The sequence below is a fragment of the Iningainema tapete BLCC-T55 genome, from assembly GCF_014698965.1.
GTDB lineage: Bacteria > Cyanobacteriota > Cyanobacteriia > Cyanobacteriales > Nostocaceae > Iningainema > Iningainema tapete.
This window is the reverse complement of the sequence record NZ_JACXAE010000039.1, coordinates 105,131-129,307: the sequence shown is the minus strand read 5'-3', so window position 1 is coordinate 129,307 and position 24,177 is coordinate 105,131. Positions and strand designations below refer to the sequence as shown.

General features: G+C 42.1%; 23 protein-coding genes. 12 read left to right on the top strand and 11 right to left on the bottom strand.

The features are described from left to right. Positions 1–20: 20 nt before the first annotated feature. Together ICL16_RS10235 and ICL16_RS10230 are read right to left on the bottom strand one after the other, a co-directional pair. Positions 21–1,145: a hypothetical protein gene (locus tag ICL16_RS10235; RefSeq protein ID WP_190826988.1), complete on the bottom strand. Its 1,125-nt coding sequence runs from the start codon at positions 1,143–1,145 to the stop codon at positions 21–23. Between the two features lie 251 nt (positions 1,146–1,396). Continuing rightward, the gene (locus ICL16_RS10230; RefSeq protein ID WP_190826986.1) at positions 1,397–1,555 is read right to left on the bottom strand and encodes a hypothetical protein; all 159 of its coding nucleotides are present in this window, start codon (positions 1,553–1,555) and stop codon (positions 1,397–1,399) included. Between the two features lie 82 nt (positions 1,556–1,637). Here ICL16_RS10230 and ICL16_RS10225 point away from each other — a divergent pair, with 82 nt between their 5' ends. Further along, entirely contained in the window at positions 1,638–2,093 is a 456-nt protein-coding gene (locus ICL16_RS10225; RefSeq protein WP_190826984.1) for a DUF4174 domain-containing protein, read from the top strand. Positions 2,094–2,169: 76 nt separating this feature from the next. On the opposite strand, the gene ICL16_RS10220 is transcribed toward ICL16_RS10225, so the two are convergent. Continuing rightward, complete coding sequence (locus tag ICL16_RS10220; RefSeq protein WP_190826982.1) at positions 2,170–2,886, bottom strand: SDR family oxidoreductase; 717 nt, start codon at positions 2,884–2,886, stop codon at positions 2,170–2,172. A 93-nt stretch (positions 2,887–2,979) separates the two neighbouring features. On the opposite strand from ICL16_RS10220, the gene ICL16_RS48015 reads away from it, so the two are divergent. The 4 genes from ICL16_RS48015 (at position 2,980) to ICL16_RS10200 (ending at position 5,754) form a co-directional block, all read left to right on the top strand. Next, positions 2,980–3,678, top strand: a complete 699-nt coding sequence (locus ICL16_RS48015; RefSeq protein ID WP_190826980.1) for a winged helix-turn-helix transcriptional regulator — start codon at positions 2,980–2,982, stop codon at positions 3,676–3,678. A gap of 105 nt (positions 3,679–3,783) precedes the next feature. Next, positions 3,784–4,134 (top strand): hypothetical protein, encoded by a 351-nt coding sequence (locus tag ICL16_RS10210; protein ID WP_238360702.1) that lies wholly within the window; start codon positions 3,784–3,786, stop codon positions 4,132–4,134. 186 nt (positions 4,135–4,320) lie between these two features. Next, on the top strand, positions 4,321–4,560 hold the full coding sequence (locus tag ICL16_RS10205; protein WP_190826978.1) for a DUF4351 domain-containing protein: 240 nt from the start codon (positions 4,321–4,323) through the stop codon (positions 4,558–4,560). A 24-nt stretch (positions 4,561–4,584) separates the two neighbouring features. Next, complete coding sequence (locus tag ICL16_RS10200; protein ID WP_190826975.1) at positions 4,585–5,754, top strand: homocysteine biosynthesis protein; 1,170 nt, start codon at positions 4,585–4,587, stop codon at positions 5,752–5,754. 50 nt (positions 5,755–5,804) lie between these two features. Here ICL16_RS10200 and ICL16_RS10195 read toward each other — a convergent pair whose 3' ends face one another. Both ICL16_RS10195 and ICL16_RS46740 read right to left on the bottom strand, forming a co-directional pair. Then, positions 5,805–6,794 (bottom strand): hypothetical protein, encoded by a 990-nt coding sequence (locus ICL16_RS10195; protein WP_190826974.1) that lies wholly within the window; start codon positions 6,792–6,794, stop codon positions 5,805–5,807. A 96-nt stretch (positions 6,795–6,890) separates the two neighbouring features. Further along, positions 6,891–7,013: a hypothetical protein gene (locus ICL16_RS46740; RefSeq protein ID WP_273038630.1), complete on the bottom strand. Its 123-nt coding sequence runs from the start codon at positions 7,011–7,013 to the stop codon at positions 6,891–6,893. 249 nt (positions 7,014–7,262) lie between these two features. Between ICL16_RS46740 and ICL16_RS10190 the strand changes: the two genes are divergently transcribed. Further along, positions 7,263–8,069: a tetratricopeptide repeat protein gene (locus tag ICL16_RS10190; protein WP_190826972.1), complete on the top strand. Its 807-nt coding sequence runs from the start codon at positions 7,263–7,265 to the stop codon at positions 8,067–8,069. A gap of 57 nt (positions 8,070–8,126) precedes the next feature. Here ICL16_RS10190 and ICL16_RS10185 read toward each other — a convergent pair whose 3' ends face one another. Beyond that, the gene (locus tag ICL16_RS10185; RefSeq protein ID WP_190826970.1) at positions 8,127–8,747 is read right to left on the bottom strand and encodes a TMEM165/GDT1 family protein; all 621 of its coding nucleotides are present in this window, start codon (positions 8,745–8,747) and stop codon (positions 8,127–8,129) included. Positions 8,748–9,118: 371 nt separating this feature from the next. Here ICL16_RS10185 and ICL16_RS10180 point away from each other — a divergent pair, with 371 nt between their 5' ends. Both ICL16_RS10180 and ICL16_RS10175 read left to right on the top strand, forming a co-directional pair. Next, the gene (locus ICL16_RS10180; protein ID WP_190826967.1) at positions 9,119–10,831 is read left to right on the top strand and encodes an ATP-binding protein; all 1,713 of its coding nucleotides are present in this window, start codon (positions 9,119–9,121) and stop codon (positions 10,829–10,831) included. Between the two features lie 178 nt (positions 10,832–11,009). Then, positions 11,010–12,464, top strand: a complete 1,455-nt coding sequence (locus tag ICL16_RS10175; protein WP_190826965.1) for a glycoside hydrolase family 13 protein — start codon at positions 11,010–11,012, stop codon at positions 12,462–12,464. Positions 12,465–12,551: 87 nt separating this feature from the next. On the opposite strand, the gene ICL16_RS10170 is transcribed toward ICL16_RS10175, so the two are convergent. Then, on the bottom strand, positions 12,552–12,971 hold the full coding sequence (locus ICL16_RS10170) for a fasciclin domain-containing protein (RefSeq protein WP_190826963.1): 420 nt from the start codon (positions 12,969–12,971) through the stop codon (positions 12,552–12,554). 148 nt (positions 12,972–13,119) lie between these two features. Here ICL16_RS10170 and ICL16_RS10165 point away from each other — a divergent pair, with 148 nt between their 5' ends. The 4 genes from ICL16_RS10165 to ICL16_RS10150 all read left to right on the top strand — a co-directional run bounded on the left by ICL16_RS10165 (position 13,120) and on the right by ICL16_RS10150 (position 17,567). Continuing rightward, the gene (locus ICL16_RS10165) at positions 13,120–13,356 is read left to right on the top strand and encodes a DNA-directed RNA polymerase subunit omega (RefSeq protein WP_190826961.1); all 237 of its coding nucleotides are present in this window, start codon (positions 13,120–13,122) and stop codon (positions 13,354–13,356) included. A 42-nt stretch (positions 13,357–13,398) separates the two neighbouring features. Further along, on the top strand, positions 13,399–13,896 hold the full coding sequence (locus ICL16_RS10160; protein ID WP_238360701.1) for a hypothetical protein: 498 nt from the start codon (positions 13,399–13,401) through the stop codon (positions 13,894–13,896). 82 nt (positions 13,897–13,978) lie between these two features. Next, a complete protein-coding gene (locus ICL16_RS10155; protein ID WP_190826959.1) occupies positions 13,979–14,344 on the top strand; it encodes a DUF1818 family protein in 366 nt (121 codons plus the stop codon). A gap of 952 nt (positions 14,345–15,296) precedes the next feature. Further along, positions 15,297–17,567 carry a CHASE2 domain-containing protein gene (locus ICL16_RS10150; RefSeq protein ID WP_190826957.1) on the top strand — a complete coding sequence of 757 codons (2,271 nt, stop codon included), beginning with the start codon at positions 15,297–15,299 and terminating at the stop codon, positions 17,565–17,567. A 10-nt stretch (positions 17,568–17,577) separates the two neighbouring features. Here the strand turns inward: ICL16_RS10150 and ICL16_RS10145 are convergent, their stop codons facing one another. The 4 genes from ICL16_RS10145 to ICL16_RS10130 all read right to left on the bottom strand — a co-directional run bounded on the left by ICL16_RS10145 (position 17,578) and on the right by ICL16_RS10130 (position 23,847). Beyond that, a complete protein-coding gene (locus tag ICL16_RS10145; RefSeq protein WP_190826955.1) occupies positions 17,578–18,891 on the bottom strand; it encodes a GUN4 domain-containing protein in 1,314 nt (437 codons plus the stop codon). A 148-nt stretch (positions 18,892–19,039) separates the two neighbouring features. Beyond that, on the bottom strand, positions 19,040–19,882 hold the full coding sequence (locus tag ICL16_RS47185) for a two-partner secretion domain-containing protein (protein ID WP_190826953.1): 843 nt from the start codon (positions 19,880–19,882) through the stop codon (positions 19,040–19,042). A gap of 229 nt (positions 19,883–20,111) precedes the next feature. After that, positions 20,112–20,894, bottom strand: coding sequence for a DUF928 domain-containing protein (locus ICL16_RS10135; protein WP_190826951.1), 783 nt, complete (start codon positions 20,892–20,894; stop codon positions 20,112–20,114). 208 nt (positions 20,895–21,102) lie between these two features. Further along, a complete protein-coding gene (locus tag ICL16_RS10130) occupies positions 21,103–23,847 on the bottom strand; it encodes a CHAT domain-containing protein (protein ID WP_202895479.1) in 2,745 nt (914 codons plus the stop codon). Positions 23,848–24,177: the final 330 nt, after the last annotated feature.

Below are 24,177 nucleotides of genomic sequence, written 5' to 3'. Positions count from 1 at the left end.
TTACTGGTTAACGATTTTTCTCACAGTATCTGTTCAACACCAATGGTAAGAACGTAATTAGTGTTACCAGCTTGGGGTTGAATGCGTATGTAGTAAGTACCAGGAGCCAATGAAATTAATTGCCATCCATCAACAATCCGTATTAAATCATCAATAGTAAGATTAGTAGCACTAGAACTAGTAGTTCTAGGTGAGGAAATTCCGGAGTTTCTAGAACTGATAATCTGCCCGTTGCTATCAAGTACTTGCTCAAGTACGCTCCTGGAGTAGCCATAATCACTTATAAACACAGTGCTAGCTTGGTTTAAATCAAATCTATAATAGTCGCTAGCGTCGCCTAAACCAACGGATTCATATACGCGAGTTTCATTTGAGCTGATGGGAAGTTGACGAGCAGTACTTAACGTGTTTCCGGCATAGTCAATAGTAGCAGGGCGTCCTTCATACAGACCAAAAGATTGATAGTGCTCCAGTAACCGAGTACCTTTTAAAGAAGCTAAGTCGGGGTTATTTGCTTTGTAGTAGCCAGCATCAAAAAAGAGTGAAGACTTACGTCCTTCATTCAAACCATAAATTTCAAAATGCTCCAACAGTTGCCTATTGTTCAAAGACGCCAAGTCACTGTTGTTAGTACGGTAGTAGTTGAGATCGAAAAAGTCGGAAAACTTACGCCCTTCATTTAAACCATTGATTTCAAAGTGGTTTAAAAGTTGAGAAGAACTTAAGTTGTTGAGGTCAGAGTTAAATGTCTGATACTCTGTTAAACTCAAAATTGGAGAAAATTTGCGCCTCTCTGTGACACCATAGGTTTTTAAATGATTAAATAGTTGCTCATTATCAAATATAGCTAGGTCACTATTGTAAGCACGATAGTAGTTGAGGTCAACAAGAGGGGAAAAGCTGCGTCCCTCTGCTATCCCGTAATTTTCCAGATGATCCAACAATTGGTTATTGTTGAAGCTGGCGAGATCGGAATTGCTAGATCGGTAGAAATTCAAATCAATTAGTGGTGAGAAGCGACGACCTTCGTTTAGACCATAAGTCTGGAAGTGAGACAAGGCTTGAGTATCATTATAACCAGCCAAGTCGGAATTAGCAGCACGATAGAAATTAGGATCGAACATGTTCCCGATGGTCACTGACATATCATCAACCCCCTCAAGCACCCAATTTTTTACAAAATATCAAATCCGTCACAGTCTACGCCTATTTGAAATACACCCAATTGTAAGGACGTTCGTTCCGGAAAGCCCATACAAATTTACTGTTAATTGTTAATTACTGTCACTTAATCCTATTTAAATTTAATAAAATGTCTAATTACCTTTCAATAATATAATACTCAATCTAGGAATTCAACTGTTAAGACTAACTTTTTAAAACATAAATAAGAGATTTATGTTTTAATTTTGAGGTGACGCAGCCGAATTATAAATTCTCTATTCAGATATCTTGACGATGAACCAACTACCTCTGTTGCCAAGGGCTGCTCGAAACATTGCCAGCCGTCTAAGCGGTCTATTGGCAAAAATGCTACAGTTTGTACTAATAGCACGAAGAGGTCTTGCCTGAGAGCAAATTCGTCATAGGATATTTGTAACTAACAGCCGACGTAATATGCATTGATAAAAACACTTATGAAAAAATCAGCATTACTTCTCCTTCCCCTACTAACATTTCTATTTCTATCGCCAGTAAGCAAGGCTGGTGCAACTCCTGCTCAAACAAATCAAACAGTGAAAATGTCGTCATTTAACCTCAGTTCTCAAAAATGGAAAAATCGTGTGCTGCTAGTATTTGCACCATCAGAGAAAGCAAGTGCTTACCAGCAGCAAATGCAGCTATTTAATCAGTACAAGCCAGGTTTTGCCGATAGAGATTTGGTTCTTGTTCAGGTTTTAGCAGATGAGGAGAGTAATGCTAATCTAAGAGATCGCTTTGATGTTGGCAAAGACGATTTTCGCGTCATTTTAGTAGGTAAAGATGGTGGTGTGAAGAGTCGCTATAACTCTCCAGTTCAAGCAAAAGCCATTTTTAATGAAATTGACGCTATGCCCATGCGACGACAAGAAATGCGAGAACGAGGTAGGTAACTCGATTACCCCCCCAACCCCCCCTTAATAAGGGGGGGCAAAGAGGGGGGGCATGAAGATTGTCTGAACTTTTGATTTAGACAGGTTGATTTGTTGGTACAACCAGCATTCGAGGAATCAAAACATGATCGGGTTGCTCCAGAATGAATCGGACACTACGGGCAATATCCTCCGGTTGGAGAGCGCCACCAGAGGTAACGTAGGATTTGTCCTCTTGGTTCCAGTGATCGTATAAGCCTGTATCTACTGTACCAGGAGCGATCGCTGCTACTTTGATTCCCGTACCTGCCAATTCCATGCGTAGAGCATCAGTAAACGCCTCAATAGCATACTTTGTGCCGTTGTATGCACCGTATTGAGGGACAGTCTTTAATCCAGAAATACTAGATGTATTGATGAGAAACCCACTACCAGCTTTTTTGAAGTGTCGCAAAACTGTGTAAGCCATGCGGTAAACTGACTCTACATTCAACTGTACCATCTGGCAGATAGCTTCAATATCTACTTCTTCTATCGCGCCAACAGTCATTACACCAGCGTTGTTGATAACTACGTCCAATTGTCCAAAGTTTTCGAGGGCTGCATCAAGTAGCTTTTGGGGCATATCCGGATCGGTAATTGCTCCAGCAAGCACCTTGGCTTGTTGTAGTGATGATGCCAGATCATCGAGTTTATCTTGCGATCGCGCTGTCAGCACCAACTTCATTCCTGCTTGATTGAGTTCTTGAGCAATTGCCTTACCAATGCCGCTACTTGCACCTGTAATTAATGCCACTTTGTTTTGTAAGTTCATATATTCTCGCTTACTGGGGTACAAAAATCACTTTGAGCATGTATACCACAGGTGATTTATTGTTACCAAATGGATACTAATGGAGTTATGAGCATGTTAGAGAAGCGATACGGCTGTCCGGTGGAAGTTACTCTTGAGGTAATTGGTGGCAAGTGGAAGTGTACAATTCTGTGGTGGCTGAGAAAGAGTGCAAAACGTTTCACTGAACTGATGCATTTAATTCCTGGAATCACTCAAAAAGTTCTAACTACACAGTTACGCGAGTTAGAAGCTGATGGGTTGATTCATCGACAGGTGTATCGGGAAAAACCACCTAGAGTCGAATATTCATTAACTCTCCAAGGTGAAACGCTCAACCCAATTACAGAGTTGATGTGTGACTGGGGTAAAACTAAGATGCCCGGATTTCAGTTTGGTTTGCTCAACTTGGAAGGCTTACACATTCTGGTTGTGGCAGATGAACCTGATACCCGCGAGCAACTTAGTGTACTGGGATTGATACGTGGGGCACAAGTGACAGCGGTGAGTGTGGCGGTTGCTCCACTAGAGCTAGGGCAGATTCAGCCTAATATTATTGTTGTTGATTGTGATATATCTGAAGCAGATTTGAGTGCTTTTGTCAATCAAATTCAACTTCTTGAGGCAGAATTGGCAAGACAAATTCCGGCGATCGCCACAGGTAAAAACCGTAATCGAATTATATTCCCCGGCTTGCGAGTGGTTTTAACAAAGCCAGTGGAACCTACAGAACTGGCGGCGGCGATCGCTAGTTTAACTGGACGATTGGGGTGAGCGATCGCTATTTTACTAATTAATCTCGCTCTAATTTTTTGCTTTAATGTTAGGCTTTTTCTATTAATTAGGTATCATAGCAATAGATTTATTGAGGTGGGAGCCATGATTAAGAACGAACACGAGTTAATGGTTACTAAATCTTGGGTTGAAAAATTTCAACAAGCAATTATTAGCTTACATCAAAATGAAGAAAAAAGACGCAACGATCCAGAATGGTGGCATTTATTAATAGATTCTTACTACGCTCATATCAAAAATCTTCAGTCGGAAATAGGAGAATACGAATCGTTCAAAAACCACAATCCGGTAAATACATTGGTGTTGCAAAATGTCAATATCAAAATAGATGAAATTGGCGAGATTTTGGTCAAGGTGAGAATTGCGCAAAAAATCACTGAAAAAGAAATAGCAGCGCTCACGCGATTAACTGCTATAGCAAATAAAAGAATATGAAAAGAAAGATTATCAAAATGCTAGCTTTGATACTGTAATAGAAGTAGCAGAGGCATTGGGTATTAAGTTACAACATTGTATTGTAGTTTCAGAAATTAACGATTTTCTTAGTGGAGAACTAACGATCATTACGGCAACCCGCTCGTATGGATGCCGAAATTAAAGCTGCATCTTAGAGAGGAAATTATGCAAGAATCTGTGATTTATCAAGATATCCTTCAAAAAGGAGAGGAACGAGGAAAGAAAAAAGAAGCGCAGGCGCTGATTTTACGACTACTTACTCGTAGGTTTGCTGTGATTGAGCCTGAATTGGAACAGCGAATTCGCGCCTTATCCATAACTCAACTTGAAGATTTGGCAGAGGCGCTGTTAGATTTCACTAGCCAAACTGATTTAACCAACTACTTGGCAGCCATTTCGCCCTAAATATGTTAATTCGCTACATTATATATGCGAACAATTGCGGAAATAAATGACAAAATTACTAGTAATCGTGCGCTGGTATTAACTGCTGAAGAATTAAAAGCACGAGTTGCAGAAAACGGGGTTACTAAAACTGCTAAGGAGGTTGATGTTGTCACCACTGGCACTTTTGAGCCGATGGAATCTAGTGGTGCTATTATTAACTTGGGTCATACTGACCCACCAATTAAAATTCGCCGCTGCTGGTTAGATGGTGTACCTACGTACTCTGGTTTTGGCGCTGTAGATTTATACTTGGGTGCTAGTTGTCCAGTGGAAGAGGTAGACGGGGAAGAAGTCCGAGAACGCGGTGGTGGACACGTAATCGAAGATTTGATTGCAGGGAAACCGATACAAGTAAGAGCGCAAGGGCAGGTAACAGATTGTTACCCTAGAGCAAGTTTTGAAACTACTATCACTCGTGAAACTATTAATCAGTTTTATTTATTCAATCCGCGTAACTTATACCAAAATTTTATTGTAGGGGTGAATGGAGGCGATCGCCCACTATTTACATATCTTGGTCCATTACAACCACGTTTGGGCAATGCTGTTTACTCTAACCCTGGTGCCATTTCTCCCTTACTTAACGATCCCGATTTACAACTAATAGGTATTGGCACGCGGATTTTCTTAGGTGGTGGTATTGGTTACATAGCATGGGAAGGCACTCAACACTTCCCTTTACAAAAGCGTTTACCAAATCGTACACCGATTGGTCCGGCTGCGACTTTAGCTTTAATTGGCGATGCCAAGCAGATGGATGCTCGTTGGGTACGTGGTTGTTACTTCAAAAGTTACGGTCCTTCTTTGATGTTGGGCGTAGGCGTACCACTCCCAGTATTAAACGAAGAAGTAGTAGCCAAATGCGCAGTAACAGACAAAGACTTAGTAGCGCCGATAGTAGACTTTTCCATTCCCCGGCGAGTTCGTCCCACCTTTGGGTTAGTCAGTTACGCTCAACTTAAATCAGGGCGCATCACCATTGAAGACAAAACAGTGCGCGTCGCACCACTGGCAAGTATGTTTCTCTCTAAGCAAGTCGCCCAAGAGTTGAAACAGTGGATTGAGTCAGGTAAATTCACCTTAACTGAACCTGTAGCACAACTTCCCACCGAGCGGTCTTTTCTCCCCCAAGATCGTTGGACGGAGTTCTGAGAAGAGAGCAGGGAGAGCAGGGGCAGTTAATTCCTCCCCTGCCTCCCTGCTTATGTTTCAGGTGGTTTGGGACGCTTAACTGGCTTAGGAATGGGTTTTAATGGTGAAGAAGGTCTTGGCGGTGTTGGACTGGAGGCGTCTCCTGTTTTCTTAATGGGACGAGGAGTTTCTCCGCTTTTTCTGGGTAGGAATGGTTTCCTGCTACCGCCACTGGGAGGACGACGCCCTCCACCACCTCTCATAGGTGGTCGGCGTTTCTTGGGCAGCTCGGCGATCGCCTCACCGCTTCCTACCACCAAATCATCAGCTTCTCGCTTGACTTGCAAGTCCCAGAATTTTCCGACGGCTTTGGTGTCCAGCTTACCTTTAATTTTTAACTTGAAATACTTTGCTTTATCCGTTGGTTTACGGGCAGCCTGCTTAATTTTGATGACTAAATTTCCTGTATCAAACGACTGGTAAACTACCTCGCCGCGAACAGAGAAACCACCATCGATAATTTCTGATGAAGGTGTGAGGTGTTGTGATAAACCATTATTAGAGATTTGCTTTTCTTGTTCAGTCAAATCTTCGTCTTCTTGTGCGAGATTTTTCGCCAAGTTTTCTGGCTCCCAAACTCCCACAATCTGGAGGTGTAATTTATCGTTTTCTTGCCTAGTGCGTGGATAAACTACCCACAGATGTTCTTTTTCTAAGTCTAAGTGATTTTTGACTAAACTCATAATCCGACCCAAGAGGACGGCTTCGAGTGGTGTTTCATCTGTGGTCAGCATTATACCTTGAGTGAATTGTTCACTACTAGCAAGATAGCGACCTCGGACTAAGCCGATTGCACGATATTGTAATGGCTCACTTGGGGGAGGAATCGGTTGAAGTCGATTTGCCAACTGAGTATCATTATTCTCGCTGGGGCGAGAAGGCGAATTCTCTGGTTGAGATTCGGTAGCTTGAACATCAGCAGGAATTTCCTTGCTGATTAAAGTTTCATCGGAAGTAGACTTATTTGACGATTCAGGCGACGGCATCAGGTCGGAATTCATAAAAACTCCTTGCGGCGGAGACACATCCCATTGTGGGATTTTACTAAGGCAGCGCTCAAGAGCGTTTGTGCGGAGCAAAGAAAGTATATTTTCTTCCTAAACTGTCACACGGTGAGCGCCCTGTAGGATGCTAAAGACGCGACTGTAGTCGCTTGCCAGTTCGCTTTTGTCGGGTAAAATCCCTCGCCAAGCGATCGGCTCCTTAACTTTAGGAACCACAACAGGGCGCTCCTTTAAGTTTTGCACATACACTAAATGTGTAATTTAGCGCCTTTTTACTAGTTTCGGAAGCATACCATAGTTAAAATTCTGAAGGTTCCTCCAAAAGTCATCACTTGCATTCTCGTGCGGCAGTTGCCACTTGTTATAAAATTCACAAGCAATTCACGAGATTCCGTAAAGTTTTTAAAATTTTTACTTTTTGGAATGGCTGTGAATAACACTATTATTAAAGTAAAGGAAGGTTTTGTGTCTAAATCTCGCAATCGCTGGCTAATTAATGTGGTGTTAGCGATCTCAGTTATTGCTCTAATTGGTGGGTCAATTATTCCCTTGTTTGGGGTATTTAATCAACCAGCTCAAACAGAGCAAAAGTCAAAACTAGAAGACGAAATACGCGGTTTAGAATTGGTTTTGCAGCGGGAACCTGAAAACCAAGCTGCGCTCAAAAGCCTTCTAGAGGCACGCTTACTTCTACATCGGCAAGGAAAAGCTGACATTAAGGGAGTAATTGAACCTTTAGAGAAACTTGCTAAACTCAATCCAGATAATACAGAATACACGGTACTACTTGGTCAAGTTAAGTTGGGAATAGGTGATAAGGAAGGAGCTGCTGCTGCCTATCGCTCAATTCTACAAACAAAACCAGGAGATATCAAAGCTTTGCAAGGTATGGTTGTTCTGCTGTTAGAGCAAAAACGTCCCGAAGCAGCGATCGGTTTGTTACAAGATACCCTCTCTAAGGCGAAGACGGAAAATAAAATTCAGCCGGGAAGTATTGATACAATTGCCGTACAGTTGTTGTTGGGCAATGTTCAAGCCTCCCAACAACGCTACTCTCAAGCTCAAGCTATTTACGATCAAGCTATTGAGAGCGACAAGCAGGATTTTCGCCCAGTTCTAGCAAAGGCTATGCTTTTAAAGAAACAGGGCAAAATAGATGAGGCAAAGCCTTTGTTCACCAAAGCTGCGGCTCTAGCACCAGCTCAGTATAAAGACGAAATTAATCAAAGGGCTGCTGAATCTTCCCCTACACCCACGCCAGAGAAGAAGTGATCGGGGGTAGTCCAGGATTTCTGTAGAGACGTTCCGGCGGAACGTCTCTACAACCCCCTATATACCTTCCACGGCTGCTAACAAACCAAACAGCAGAAACAAACAACCCCCTGCAATGGTTAGTGTACGCTCACTAATCCGCCCAGCCAGCATTCTTCCGCCCATCACAGCGATCGCTGCACAAATAGCATGTCCCAAAACTGCGCCTGTTGTCACCCCGATAGGATTGTTACCAGCCGCTAGAGTGATGGTGGCAATTTGCGTGCGATCGCCCCATTCCGCCATAAAAGTTAATACAAATGCTTCCAGTAATATTGCTAACCCCTTTTTCTGCTTGGGTAGTTGTATTTCTGCTTCTTCTACGACGGCTTTTGCCTCTTCTACTACTTCTGCGTTACAAGTAGAATTAGACATTTTGCTTGCTTCGTAAAGTAATTTTATACCAAATATCACAAACAAAGCAATTTCGGCGTAATGAATATAAACCGATGGTAATAAAGACACTGCTTGTCCTACTATTACCGAAAGAATTGTCATCACAGCCAACGCCGCTGTCACACCCGCAAATACTAGCTGACGTGAATGGCGCATCGCTAAAATTACGGCGATGAAAAAAGTTTTATCTCCAAGTTCTGAAACTGTGATTAGTAATAAACCCGCTGTGAAAGCTGTTAACACTCTACCAAGCTCCTAAAAATAGTATCAGAGTGAAGCTTGATGAGAGTGGCAATACTTCACCAAGCTTCACATTTGTTGATGTGAAGTTAGTGAAGGTCTCACTTCCAAGAAGAAATTTACTTCCTTGTCACCAGAACCAGGTTAATCACCAGTATGTTGATTCAGGTGTACTGGCTATTGCTTGCCAGCAGCTACTCCCCTTCTTTGTATAAGTAATTATACATTTATTCCAATTTGAAGTAAACCCCCCCAACCCTCCCCTTGTAAGGGGAGGGCTAGGGTGGGGTTGCAAAAATCTCTCCTAGTATAAATGTTTTGCATAACTTAAGCCGAGACAATAGAATTGAAGTGATGGCTGCGGAAGATAGGACGTGAATCAAGACGAGTTTGTGAAGCAGATTCAGTACCTGCACAAACGGATGGCAGAACTGCAAAAGAAGAAGAGCGAATTACCCTTACAGCAACAAAGTCAATTGACAGATGCTTTGGACAGATTGAGTATTGGATTGAGGGAGTTGCAGGTAACAGAGGAAACCATTCGGCTTTTGCTATCTGCGGTGCAGCAATCCAAGGATTCCATTATTATCACCACAGCAAAACTCGATCCACCACATCCGAAAATTGTTTTTGTCAATCCAGCCTTTAGCCAGATGACAGGTTATACACTTGATGAAGTGCTGGGTAAAACCCCACGTTTGCTCCAAGGTCCTAAAACTAGTCGTGCATTGCTAGATGATTTACGTGAACATCTATCTGAAGGATTACCTTTTCACGGCGAAGCAATTAATTACCGTAAAGACGGTTCGGAATTTTATATTGAATGGCATATTACACCGATTCGGAATGTAAATCAAAAAATTACACATTTCGTAGCAATTCAACGAGACGTTACGCCGCGCAAACTGATGGAGCAAGAACGCGATCGCTTGCTAGAGCGGGAGCAAGCTAATCGTGCCGAGGCAGAAGCGGCAAACCGAGTTAAAGATGAATTCTTGGCAATGCTCTCTCACGAATTGAGAACTCCACTTACGCCAATTCTAGGTTGGTCAAAGCTACTACAAACAAATAAATTATCAGAAGCAAGGCTTCAAGAGGCACTAGTAACCATTGAGCAACATGCCAAACGTCAAGCAAAATTGGTTGACGATTTGCTGGATCTCTCGCGAATCATACAAGGCAAATTATCGCTCAATTTGACATCAGTTACATTAGTTACACCAATCGCAGCAGCTCTAGAAACCGTTGGTTTAGCAGCTCAAGCGAAGTCAATTCATATCAGAACCATGCTTGACGTAACTGTAGGACAAGTCATGGGCGATGCAGGCAGATTGCAACAAGTTTTTTGGAACTTGCTTTCTAATGCAATTAAGTTTACTCCACAAGGTGGTTTAATTACAGTAGAATTACAGAGATTAGAAATTTATGCCCAAATTTCAGTCAGCGATACAGGGCAAGGTATCAGTGCTGACTTTCTACCGTTTGTGTTTGATCGTTTTCGCCAAGAAGATGGCTCAATTACGCGCCAATTTGGGGGCTTAGGGTTGGGGTTGGCTATATCTCGACAACTAGTAGAAGCTCATGGAGGAACTTTGGTAGCAGAAAGTCCTGGTGTTGGAGGTGGTGCAACCTTTACAATCAAACTACCGCTAATGACTAATTCCCAGGCAACAAATTCTCATAGTGAACCACCAAAGTTATCTCTAGATTTGAGTGATGTAAAAGTCTTAGTAGTAGAAGATGACGAAGGTACAAGGAAATTTATTGCCTTCGCACTTGAACAATATAAAGCTAATGTAACTGTAGTAGGATCTGCCCAAGAGGCTTTAGAAGAACTGAATCATCAGCAACCAGATATATTAGTGATCGATATTGGGATGCCCAAAGTAGACGGTTACACCCTGATGCGTCAAATTAGATCTTTGACACCAGAAGAAGGAAGGGACATTCCGGCGATCGCTCTTACCGCCTATGTGGGAGAATATGATCAGCAACAAGCACTGGCTGCTGGTTTTCAAGTACATGTTCCTAAGCCAGTTGAGCCTGCCGAATTAGTTGCAGTTGTTGCTCAACTTGCTGGCTTATAGCTATGAATGTAAGCCAGGGAATAAATTAAGCGTCTCATAGCACAAGTCCGATGTTTTAGAAACCCGGTTTCTTGAAGAAACCGGGTTTCTATAAATAGCGTGACATTTTCTACCACAAGTGTGAGTTGTAAATGACCTAGATCTGCAACTATGACTTTGGAGTAATACAAAGAAATTTATGCAGATCAAAACACCAGACTGGGTTAAACACGCTGTTTTCTACCAAATTTTTCCAGATCGGTTTGCCAAAAGTAAACAGCCGCGCAAAAAGTTGTTACATAATGCTCGTTGGGAAGATTGGGAAGCAATGCCAACACTGCAAGGTTACAAGGGTGGTGATTTATGGGGTATTATCGAGCAGTTAGACTATATACAGGATTTGGGCATTAACGCCATTTACTTTACGCCGATTTTTCAATCAGCTAGTAATCACCGCTACCACACTCACGATTATTATCAAGTTGATCCCATGTTGGGGGGAAACGCGGCTTTTAAGGACTTGTTAGATGCGGCTCATGAACGTAATATAAAAGTGGTTCTAGATGGGGTGTTTAACCATTCTAGTCGAGGCTTTTTCTTTTTCCACGACGTTTTAGAAAATGGTCCCTATTCGCCTTGGGTAGATTGGTTTAAAATTGAGGCTTGGCCTGTTTCTCCTTATAATGGAGAATATCCGGCAAACTATGTTGGTTGGGCAGATAATAGAGCACTACCAGTATTTAACCACGATAACCCGGAAGTGCGGGAATATATTATGGAAATTGCCGAGTATTGGATAAAGTTCGGCATTGATGGTTGGCGGTTGGATGTTCCGTTTGAAATTACAACTCCAGGTTTTTGGCAAGAGTTTCGATCTCGCGTTAAAGTAATTAATCCAGAAGCATACATTGTGGGGGAAGTCTGGGGTGATTCTCGTCAGTGGTTGGATGGTACCCAGTTTGATGGGGTGATGAATTATCTATTTGCTGGACCCACTATAGCATTTACGGCAGGCGATCGCGTGGTGATGGATCAAGTACAAAGCCGCGACTACAAACCATACCCACCATTATTTGCTGCGGAGTACGCTGAAAAAATTCAAGAAGTACTACAACTTTATCCTTGGGAAATTCAGCTTACCCAGTTAAACTTACTCGCAAGTCACGACACAGCAAGATTGATGACGATTGCTGGCGGCGATAAAGCGAGTGTAGAATTAGCTACTTTATTATTACTCACCTTTCCTGGTGCGCCTAGTATCTATTATGGTGATGAAGTGGGTTTACCTGGTGCTTTAGATCCAGATTCACGTCGTGGCTTTCCATTAGAAGCTAGTTGGGATCGAGAAATTCTCAACACTCACCGTCAATTAATATCCCTTCGCCATGCTTACCCGTGTTTGCGTACAGGTGAATACAAAGTTTTATTTGCCCAAGGCGGAATTTACGTGTTTGCACGAATTTTGGGAACAGAAGAACTGATTGTTGCGGTTAACGTTGGTACAGCCCCAACTAAAGCCCATGTAGATACTGCTATACAATCTCAACCTAACAAGCTTTTATATGGGAAAGCTGAGGTGGAATGGAATGTGGAAGGAGATAAGCTTACTTTAACTGTTCCGCCACGAGCTGGTTGTATTTTGGGTGTACGGTAGTGGCTACACTATTGGTGTGATTAATAAAAATCCTTTTCTCATTGCCTAATCCTGTAGAGACGCCCCGGCGGCGCGTCTCTACGCTGCCTACTTTCCTGCAACCAATGCAGGCATTAATACTGCATCAATAACGTGGATTACGCCATTCTCAGTGAGAATGTCTGTTTGCACAACATTAGCGTCATTTACTTTAAATTTTCCATTCGCCGACTCAATTGCCAAAACTGACCCTTCAACTGTCGGTGCTTCATCAATTTCGCTCAAATCGTCAGACCGAACATCTCCAAAAGCAACATGATATGTTAAAATCTTTTCTAACTTGGGGATGTCTTGCAATAAAGAGTCTAAAGTTCCTTCTGGCAGCTTGGCAAAGGCATCATCAGTAGGTGCAAATACTGTGTAAGGACCAGGACTTGTGAGCGTTTCCACTAAGTTAGCAGCTTCAACAGCTTTGACTAGTGTGTTAAATTTGCCAGCATTGCGTGCTGTTTCAACAAGATTAGCCATGAGGTTGTGTTAATATTTGTTACAAAATACTTATAAAGTGACAAATATCTATTTACCTCTATCAATAGAGAGGTTGTGATCAATTCCATACTAGACAGCAGACTGTCTAATACTGCTACACTAAAAAAGACTTCGAGAACCAGTGATTATGCTAAAGCGTTCTAAGTTCGAGACTACTCAATCTCAGATTATGCACCGGGCTGAAGATTTAATTAGCGCGGCATCAAATCGCTACCGCATTACAGTTCAGGTGGCAAATCGTGCAAAACGTCGGCGTTATGAAGACTTTGATAATGCAGATGATATCATGATGAAGCCTGTGCTGAGGGCAATTATTGAGATGTCAGACGAACTGACTCAGCCAGAAATTATCGGCGAAGTATAGCAAAAGGCATTCATTTAAAAGTTAAAAGGCATTCATAAAGAAATGCTCTTACACAGAAAGTTAATTTATGGGGGTTATCTTTTTACTTTTTGCTTTTTGCTTTTTACTTTAATCCTCATAACCACTCAACCCGCCCTAGCCCAAAGAGTAGATATCAACAATGTTTGGCAAAAAGTGTATCAACAAATACCAGATTTACCAAAGGAAAATAATTACCTGAGTAAAGAAACTGGGAAAGTTGCTGAGAACAACACTTTGGTAAGCCGCTTGATTAGGTATCACTATTACGTTAAGGGACGTGCGCTTAATTATCGCCTCGATTGGAAGTTGACTTTGGCTGATTACCTGGGTGCAAATGAAATTATGTATGATTATAACTATCCAGGTAATGATGTATTAAGGAAAAATCCGTTTGAAGGCGATCGCACTGTCATTTCCAAGCTGAATCGTCGTCAACGTGATGCCTTGGTACAAGCTTTGGTTAACGTTTTTAATCCTGACAATCAACCTAAACCCCCAGACACCCAGAAATTGAAGTAATGAGCGCTAATAGCTAATTGCTCATCGCTAATCGTAGTAATGCAATTAGCTATTAGCCATCAGCCATTAGCTCTTAGCAATTATGGAACGTCTAATTAAAAGTGGATCTGGTTGGCGTATTGGATGGAACCCTGTAGCACCTAAATTTAAAGGTTTGGTGGGAACAGATGAATGGGCGATAGAGTTAACAGAAGCAGAATTGAATGATTTTTGCCGCCTGCTAATTCAACTAGCAGACACAATGAAGCAACTTGCAAGTGAATTGATGGATGAGGAAAAAATTGCATGCGTTGCCGAAAGTGATTTACTCTGGATGGAGGTAGAAGGTTATCCCCATGCTTATAGTCTGCGCTTGATCTTGAATACAGAACGTTGTGCAGAAGGTAAATGGGATGCTTCTGCTGTTTTAGAGTTACTAGCTGCCAGTAAAACACTCAAAGTTTTTTAGTTAGGCTATGGTGCGTTACTCTACCACTATGGTACGTTACACTTCATTAACGCACCCTACGCTTAAAATTTAATTACATACATAATTTTATTTGCGCCTACCTACTAAGTAAGTCGGCGCGAATAACAGAACTATGTAAAGAAAAGTAAAGTTCGTAAGTTCGCTCTTAGTAAGCGCTTCAGCGCTTTAGCGCTTACTACAAACTTTTAATTTTTTACGCCGACTTACTTAAACCTCTCTAGAAAGAATCAAATTCAATACCTTCAACTCATTAGAAGTTAACAAATACTTGTCAGTAAAACTCTTTTTCCTCATCTCTTCTAAACTGTAACTTCTAAAAACCACAAAAGGGAAATCTCTATACTTGTTCCCAATTGGTAAAAAGATAGACCAAAATCTGAATAGATCGCACGGGAACCATCAAGGGATGAGTTATGGCAGTTAAGCGTGTTACTATTAACGTACATAATCACGCGAGCAAATCATAGGTTGTGTGCAGTAGAAGTGACTTGGAGCAACTCTATCAGAAGGTGCAGGCTATACTCAAGCGTCACCGTTTCCCCGTGTTGCGAGGTCGTACCCATTTCGCTTTAATAAATGTGAGCGCAGTACATGAAGGAGCGATTGCTCAATCCTCTTGTGCGGTGCAAGCTATAAAGTGATAAGTACCTCAACAGCATACTAGAACAAGACCGTCGATTTATAAAACAACTGGTCAATCCAAGGCTTGGGTTCAAATCATTCTACACAGCTTGGTGAACATTGAGGAGTTATGAGACGATGAACATGATTAGAAAAAGACAGATTTAGGGATTAGCTATAGACATCAAGATTCAAGTGAAATTCGTTGCCCAAATCTTTGGAGTGGCTGCACAAATACATTCAATTCAACAGGCTCCTGTATCCTCAAAAAGCTTTTGCAACACAACTGTCAAATTAAGAAGCTAATAGTATGTGGGCAAATATTAGAAAGCAGATATGGCAATTGCGTGCCGTTTTAATTGTTACTTCTAGTGTGGCATCTGTTTTGATTGGGTTACGTGCTTACGGATTGCTACAACCATTAGAATGGGCGGCTTTGGATGAATTTTTCCGTTTACGTCCGTTCGAGCCTGTTGACACAAGAATTGTCATTGTTGAGGTGACTGAATCAGACATACGCAAGAATAAATGGCCTATATCTGATGAAAAGCTTGCCCAGTTATTGAAAATATTAAAACAACAACAACCTAGAGCGCTCGCTTTGGATATTTATCGGGATTTACCCGTGGAACCTGGTCATCAGGAGTTGGAGAAGGTGTTTAAAACAACACCAAACTTAATTGGCATTCAGAAAGTGATTGGCGATACCTCTGGTTTTGCTGTTAACCCACCAAAAACCTTAAGCAACTTGGGACAGGTGAGCGCAAATGATTTAGTGATAGATGTTGATGGTAAAATCCGGCGCAGTTTACTGTCTACAAAAGATAAAAACAACCAAGTTGTTTTAAGTTTGGGAGCACAGCTGGGGCTTATCTACTTGGAAGCTGAAGGTATTACTCTGCAAGCAATTCCTCCTGTTCAAAGTCAGCGTCGTAGGTTAGGTAAAGCTACCTTGGTTCCCTTTCAGGCAAATGACGGCGGTTATGTGAAAGCAGATGCTGGTGGGTATCAGATATTGGCTAACTTTCGCAATCTGCGGCAGGGTTTTCGTAAAATTTCCATAACTAATGTTTTAGAAGGGCGAATGCCCAAGGATTTAGTACGTGACCGTATTGTCTTAATTGGCGTGACAGCAGAAAGCAGTAGTGACTTCTTTTATACTCCTTACAGTAGTGGATTGCTTGGTCAAAGTCCCAAGGCATTTACAGGGGTGGAAATTCATGCTGATGTAGCCAGTCAGCTTTTAAGTGCAGCACTGGAAGGTCGCCCCCAAATAAAGGTTTGGTCAGAACCACTGGAATGGCTGTGGATTTTTGGTTGTGCGTTTGTTGGGGCAATATTAAGTTGGACGCAACACTGGAAAATCGCTATAAACAAAGTTGTCAAGGGAGTTGCTTTAGGTTTGCCGTTAACATCTACCATTATTATGCTGGTAGGGGGTGCAGTTATCTGTGGTAGTTATGCGGCTTTCTTGTCAGGGTGGTGGATTCCGGTCGTACCAGCTGTTTTGGCTTTATTTTTGTCTGCTGTTACCATTACTGCTCATATTGCGCGTACAACTAATTTGATGCGCCAAGCCTTTGGACGTTATCTGACAAATGAAGTTGTTGCTAATTTGTTGGAGACACCAGGGGGTTTAAAATTTGGAGGTGAAAGGCGAAAAGTTACACTACTGATATCAACTTTAGGGGGATTTTCGGCTATATCAGAGCGCCTATCACCAGAAAAAGCAGTAGAGGTTGGCAACCTCTATCTAGAGGAAATGATTGATGTTATTACACAGTACCAAGGTACAATCAATGATTTCATGGGAGATCGCATTTTTGCGATCTTTGGCACACCCATTCAGCGTGAGGATGATGCAGTTCGAGCAGTTGCTTGTGCCCTTGCTATGCAATTGAAGATGAACAGTATTAATATCAAACTCTCCAATATGAACCTATCACCCCTAGAAATGGGTATTGGCCTCCATACTGGTGAAGTTTTAGCAGGAAATATCGGTTCCCAACGGCGTGCCAAGTATACAGTTATGGGAAGCAATGTCAATCTAGCTCACCAAATAGAATCTTATACTGTGGGCGGGCAAGTTCTTGTTTCTAAAGATACCTTCAAAGATGCTGGCCCGATTTTACGAGTAGATGGACAAATGCAGGTCAAGCTCAAGGAAATCAGGGAGACAATTACTGTTTACGATATTGGAGGCGTGGGTGGCAAATTTAACTTATGCTTGCCCAAACACGAAGAAATACTAGTAACCCTAGTGCAGGAAATCCCGTTACAGTTCATGATTTTAGAAAACAAATTAGAAGACAAAAATCTCCCAGGGGAAGTATTCCAAGGTAGCTTAGTAAAGCTATCAACTACCAGCGCTGAATTTCGCTCCCATCATCCCTTGCAACTTTTTAGTAATTTGTTAATTAATCTTCTGCCTGGAGGTGAACAGGCTAGTGGACTGGGTGATATTTACGCCAAGGTGATGGCAGTTTCAGCTCATCAGCAGATAAATGTTGGTATCCGGTTCACAGCTGTGCCACCAGAGGCAGTGGCATTTCTTGCATATATTCGCCAGTCTGGCAGTTAAGGAGAGTAATTCATAACTCTTGTTGGCAAGTTTGGAGCCGAGATAACAGGTTTTCTCTCCACTCCCACACAACTAAAATCGGGAGGTGACCAACAGGTGCAGTGCTGCTAAATGACAGTCCGGCGTAAGGTTTCCAATAAATTTCTCCTTGGTTAAACCAGCCTTTTCTGCCACACCAGCCAACACGCTCCCCAAATTCATCCCAATTATGATTGACGTTGACAAAAATTTGCTGTTGTACACTTAAGCCAAAGCGATCTTTGCTATATTCTAGCCAGAGGCAGTCAATGGTATTTAATTCGGCACAAGGAAAATTTTTGATAGTTGTCTTATCCACCCAAGCTTGTTTTTTTCGACCCGCTATTTTCTGCATTAGCAATGCAGTTTCCTCGTCAGCTTCTCTCAACTGACCAGATTTCAGTAAATCCCGCAAGCGTGTGTACTCAATTTCTTGCTTATCCTTTTTATTTGCTTGTCCTGCTTCTCCAGTGGATATTTGGGCTGGCTGTTCCTCGATTCGGCATTGAGCAAGCATTTGAGCTTTAATTGGTGCGACATCAGCTTCTTTAAGGTCGAGCAGTTGCTGAAAATGGAGCAAAGCTTTCTCGTTTTTGTGTTCTTCTTTAATGAGATGAAATTCTGGTGTCATCGCTGGTGCTGCCTCTCGCACCTCGATCAATTCATACCCTAAGGAAGGAGTGTTAATTGGAGAGCCTGGGTGTGGAGATTTTTCTGTAGGAGAATTTTTCCTTTCCGGTAGTAGTTGAGGTATTAAATTTTGTGGTATCCCTGCCCTCAAAATCGCATTGCAGCCCAATTTATAGGCAAACTCATAATTTCTACCTGCTCCTAATGCATCATAGAAACCTACAGCAAATTCAATTGCTGCTTTATCTTGAATAGCCCGATTCATGCCTACTACATACTGAATGTATCGAGATATCTCCTCTGCCTGATACTTTGAATAGCAGGCATTAAGGACAACACATTCTACTTGGTCTGCGAAAAGTTGAAACAAGTCCGCTAAAGCTTTTGCATCAACTAATTTTATTTGACCCGTCTCATCCTCAAATGCCAAGCCTTCTTCTCCAGCCCCATGCCCACAAAAATGAATAATATGTGGTTCGTAGTCGAGAATGGCTCTATGGATGTCTCTATAGCGTACTGCTTCTGCTGTGTCTATCAAATACAAGTCACGCTTTTTTGATCGCCTCAACCCCTCCTTGATTTCGCGCATCTCCTCATCCAGACGAAGCTGGCTTGTGCCTTTAGGATTTGCTGACAACAGCAAGATTTTTCGGGTTTGAGTATTATTGTTTTGCATTTAAGCTAATAGAACTAACAGGGCAGGAGGGAAGACATTGTAAGCTTTGTATACCTTGAGTATGCTGCTTTCCACATTGTTTTTTCTGTTCCTGGTCTGTGCATTGTACTTTCCAATCTCTGGCAATAATTTTTATTTATTTTAACTATTATTGCTGCAAAGAAGTTTGACAACTAGCCGTGTTTAGTGCAGGGCTATGAGGTATAATATTAGATACTTGTGCCACTAGAGTAACTGCGCCATTAGCATCTACGACCCATCCCTGCGCTTCCACAATCTCCTGTCGGTGAGAAGAGGATGCAGCGACGGAGGGATGGGAGGATACGAAGACATTTTGACCAGCTGCGTCATTACTATTTTTGCTATCTGGCAAGTCAACCAGTTCAACTAGTGTTTCCTCGCCTGGAAATATGTCATTGAGGTTTGCGGGTAGTCCACCCTCTCCATTAATGGTGAAAGTGCTTTGTGTGGATGCTACATTGTTTCTTGATACACAGCCTGGGTTGATTCGGACAGATATGCTTAGTGTTGCTTCGGTAGGAATCACTATAAATTCGTTGCCATCGGTAAACTTGAAACTACTGGCCGTAGATGTGAGAAACGAACCGCCAATATCTAGCTTGGCATTAGGACCAAAAATAATCCCATTTGGATTTATCAGCAACAGGTTAGCTGTGCCATTAGCACGAATTAACCCATCAATATTGGAGACAGTATTACCTGTAACACGCGTGATAATGTTCTTAATGTCGGAGTGGTTATTGAAAATTGCCGCACCGTCTTGTTGTACAGAAAATTCACGGAAACTATGTAGTAAAGTACTACCACTGATTGTGCCGCCCTCAATTTGGCAGGTGGTGCATCCTGGAGTAACACTGGAGTTCACTGGGAGGGTATTATCGGGAACAATTTGGGCATTAGCGGAGTTGGCAGCAAATAGATAGCCAAGGGTAAGGCTGACGATACAAAGTTGGCAAGCTATTGATTTCATATCTAGAAGGAAATATACTTAATTTTTAATTAAAATTTACACTAATGAAGGTGTGTTATGGCTAGAGTCACGCACCTTCAAAAATTCCCTGTCCATTCTGCTTATACCAAGTTACGTTCAAAAGTGTCATTCTGAACGGAGCAAAGCAGAGTGAAGAATATCCAAAATGCTTCGCAACAGTGCGTTACACTAAGTATGACATTTTTACGTTTTGGAAAGCAACTTGGTATTAGTTCTTCAAGGGAGCAGAGGAAATCGCATCTAAACCAATTGACTGCAACAAATCTTTCCAAGCTGCTGTCAATTCAGCATTCTGTGGTTGAGATCGACGTAAAGCAGCCAAAGCTGCTGCTGCTTCTTGCCATATCCCAGATTTTGCGTACAGCACTACCCCATCCAAAGATTGTGCCTTGTTTAATTGACTCGCTAGTAACGAATTTGGCTGGATTCGACGTACTACACCCTCAGCAAATGGATCTTTTGGTCCTGGTAGCTCACAAACCATTGATACCACCCATTTGTAATCTTTACCTATCTCTAACGGTGGTTCAGTAGTTGGTAGACTGAAACTGATAATGCCCGGAGTTCCCTTAAAGTCCAACTTTTTCTGATATATGCCCTCTCCTTGTTGATTTTCCAACGTAAATACTACTGACGACGTAGAACTCTGAGGTACGTACACCATAAAAGTTGGGTGAGGGGATACTGTTAACCCCAATCTTGCAGGTGGCAATAGAGGAGTCAAAAGCTGATCAGTTGTTTTGTTGACCAAGGGCTGGTTGAGGTTTTTTCTATCCTCTGGGCATCTGTCATTGTCGCGTCTGCCTCCACCTATTGTTACTTTTGGTGCAGGTTGGTTGGGAGGAGGATCAAAGGTGACTTTGAACTTTTTGGGAGTAGACGTGGTTTGGTTTGGAGTTTTAGCCTGTAGGTCAGTGAGTAGACTGAAGGAGGTAGCCAATTGTATTATAAGAAAGAGTGCCAACCCCCGGTGTACCTGTACCCAAACCATAATAAGACTCTCCTATAAAGGGAAGTTGCTGATTTTGATTAGATCAAAGAATATCTAACAATCTTAGACCACTCTGGCACGCTCTTGTTTAATTTTTTTCAAGACTATTTATTTTTAGTAGAACAGTAACAGCCTTTATTGTCCACCAGATTCAAATAAATTTACTTGTTTTTTGTTATCAAGGTAAACTTTTTTCTAAGGATGTCTCTTACAACCAATTACCTATGAGTACAAAACCTGCCCAATAGAACGGATGTTGGTATCCTGGTTGATTTAAAAGCTTCAATTGTGCTTGTCGTAGTGCTTGCGCTTTGGTTATCTGAGAGTTAGTTAATTGACGATAAAATTCTGCCATAAAAACGGCAGTAGACTGATCCTCTACAGGCCAGAGAGTTCCGAGTGTACTGCGGGCACCAGAACGCACCGCAACACCTGCCAGTCCCAGTGACGCACGTTTATCACTACCTGCAGTTTGACAGGCACTTAGAACCAGCAACTCAATTGGAGCAGCTGTATTTTCCTCTCTAGTTTTGAGTAATTCTCCCAACTGTTTCACGTCTAATCGACTATCCCAGGTGAGAATGAAGGTTTCGGCGGCATTGGAACTGAATTGACCGTGAGTTGCTAGATGCACAACTTGGAATGAATCAGTACGAATTTGTTTCTTAATAGCGTTTTTGGTAAATTTTTGATTAAGCAGTACTTGAGATGGTATTTCTGAGTTGATTTCGGTAACTTCTGCCTCAACGCCAGGTAGTGAGGTATAGCCTTGATTTGGCTGACTCACTCCACCTATAAGAACTTTGATTTGCTGACGTTGCAGGCGGCTTGGTGCGAGAAGTCGCAGGCTTGGAGTTAGGGCAACATTATATTTTTCTACCAAATATCGTTGACCGTCATGCAGTGCTGCTATTGGGAGATTTTTCAAGGGTTCATCGGGGACAAAGATTAAGGTTTTAATATTACTAGCTTCCAAGTCAGCTTCAGCTGGTCGAATGAGCAGTTCGTAAACTTTTTGAGCAACTGGCAAACGTTCTTCTTTCAAAGAAGTGCGTGAAAGAGAGGCTTGCATTTGCTCGAAAATTTGTTCGAGTTGCTGCTGAGGAATATCTGTGGCATAGTGACGCAGGGTTTGATTTGGCAGGGAGAGGACAACCTCTAAGCGATCGCGCAGGATAATTGGATAAATAATTGCTGCTTGTGGGTCAATCTTATCAACTTCAACTCGAGGACCTGTGAAGCAAGCCTCACCAAAGTACTTATCAAATGCTGCGACCTGTAAAGATTCAATCACATCAATCACATTACTATTTAGCTGACTTACGGCCTGTAGCCCTCCTCTTGAACGGGGAGTTTCGGAGGGTTGTTGTAGCAGTAAACTGACCAATTCACGATAAACAGGTTCGATGACAGTTTGTGTGAAGAAAAACTGGGACTCAAAGCTACGAACAGAGGCTACACTATAACGAATAGGTTCAAGAGTTTTAACAGCTTCAGTGTAAGCTGATATTGCTTCCTTCAATTTGCCTTGAGCCACAAATATTCTTCCAAGTTGCCATGATGAGCGAGAGATGATATCAGGAGTACTGCTTTCTTGCGCTATTTTTAATGATTTTTCAGTTAGTTTACCCGCCTCCAACCATTGCTGAGTTTGTGCATATAGTTCTCCTAAAGAAAAAAGAGCATAGGCTTCCGCCCGCTGATCTTCCAGTTCTTGCGCCTGCTTTAAAGCTACTCCTAGAATTTGAGCAGCATCAGAAATGCGTGAGTTATAGTCTTTACCCTCACTCCTGACTTTAATCAAACTTTGGGCAAAGTTAACCCTTGCCGCCAGTGCTGTACGACTGGGAGGTAGACTCTGTAAATATGGCTGAATCTGCGGTATTAGTTTTTCAGCAGCTGTCCATTGTTCGGTTTCTATCAGCAGTCGCAGTTGATTAAGTTGTGCCTGTATTTTAGTTTTAAGGGTGGTGGCTATGGCTATTGCCTGTTGATAGTAATTTAGAGCTTCTTTATTTTGCTGTTTTGCGTGGGTGGTATTACCCAAACTTAGCAAAGCTAGTGTGATTTCATCTTTTGATTGTAACTTTTGAGCGATGCCTAAACTTTGCTTTAACACTGCTTCAGACCGATTCAAGTCACCGTTTACCTGTAGAATATTGCCCAAATTCAACAAGCCAGATGCTTTGAGGAGCGAGTCTGGTTCCGCTTGCAGGGTTTTGTTGACTTCCTCTAAAGTTTTTTGTGCGCGGGAGTAACGCCCTAATACTCTCAAAGCCTGCGTTTGATTGATTGAACTGCGAATTACCCCTGTTTTATCTTTTGCTTGTTTATAAGTATCAGTAGCTTGAACCCAGGTGTAGAGTGCATTTTCAGCTTTTCCTTGAGCAAGTTGCAGACTACCCTGAATATTCAACGCCTCGGCTAATAAATCTTGGAGTGAAGTTTCTTTCTCCCTCCCCTTCTGTGCTTCGTTCAGTAAAATTATACTCTTAGCAATCGCCTGATTTGCTTCTTGCCACTGTCCTAACTGCTGGTATGCCAGTGCTAAATTACTCTGCACCACTGCTTGATTAACACGTTCACCTCGTTGGGTAAATAAATCTAATACTTTCTGCCAGACGGCAATTGCATTAGCAAACTGTCCAGCTTTGTAGCTTTCTTTACCTAGTTGCACTAACTGGGACGGTTCATTCTTCAGCGACTGGACAACTAATGAATTTGGGGTAACAGCAGTGACTTGAGGTAACTGTTCTATTGCGGCTAAACGCCCAAAACCCAGCCCTATAGTCAGTCCCAGAACACAGATTCCTAAGCCAAAGAATTTACTGAATTTTACAATTGCAAAATTACGGTGAGCCTGGTATGAATGTTGCTTTACTCTCTTGCTCTCCCATTTTTTTATGCTGAGATATTTAATAAACCTTTTTAACTGTGCCTGTAGAATCTGCAAGACCAATTATCTCCTTAGCATATTTAGACACTGAAGAGATTAAGGTTGCAAAAAGCCTTAAGTAGTTGTTCAGTGGAGGGGCGTTTAATAGCGTGCTTAGGATTACCATCATAGAAACCAGCCTTCATATTGTTGAGCGCCCCCCTTGCAATCGGCTAAAAAAACAAACTGCTTGTGTCCAATTACTTTTGTCAAAAGTTGCTAACAACTGACGATATTGTAGCAAATCGGGACGTTTATCTTTGGAATGTCATAGCGTAATAAACTCTCCTCCTCTCCTTCCTAGTGTTGGTGATAAACAGAGAAATTGTTTGTGAGAGCGAATGCCAC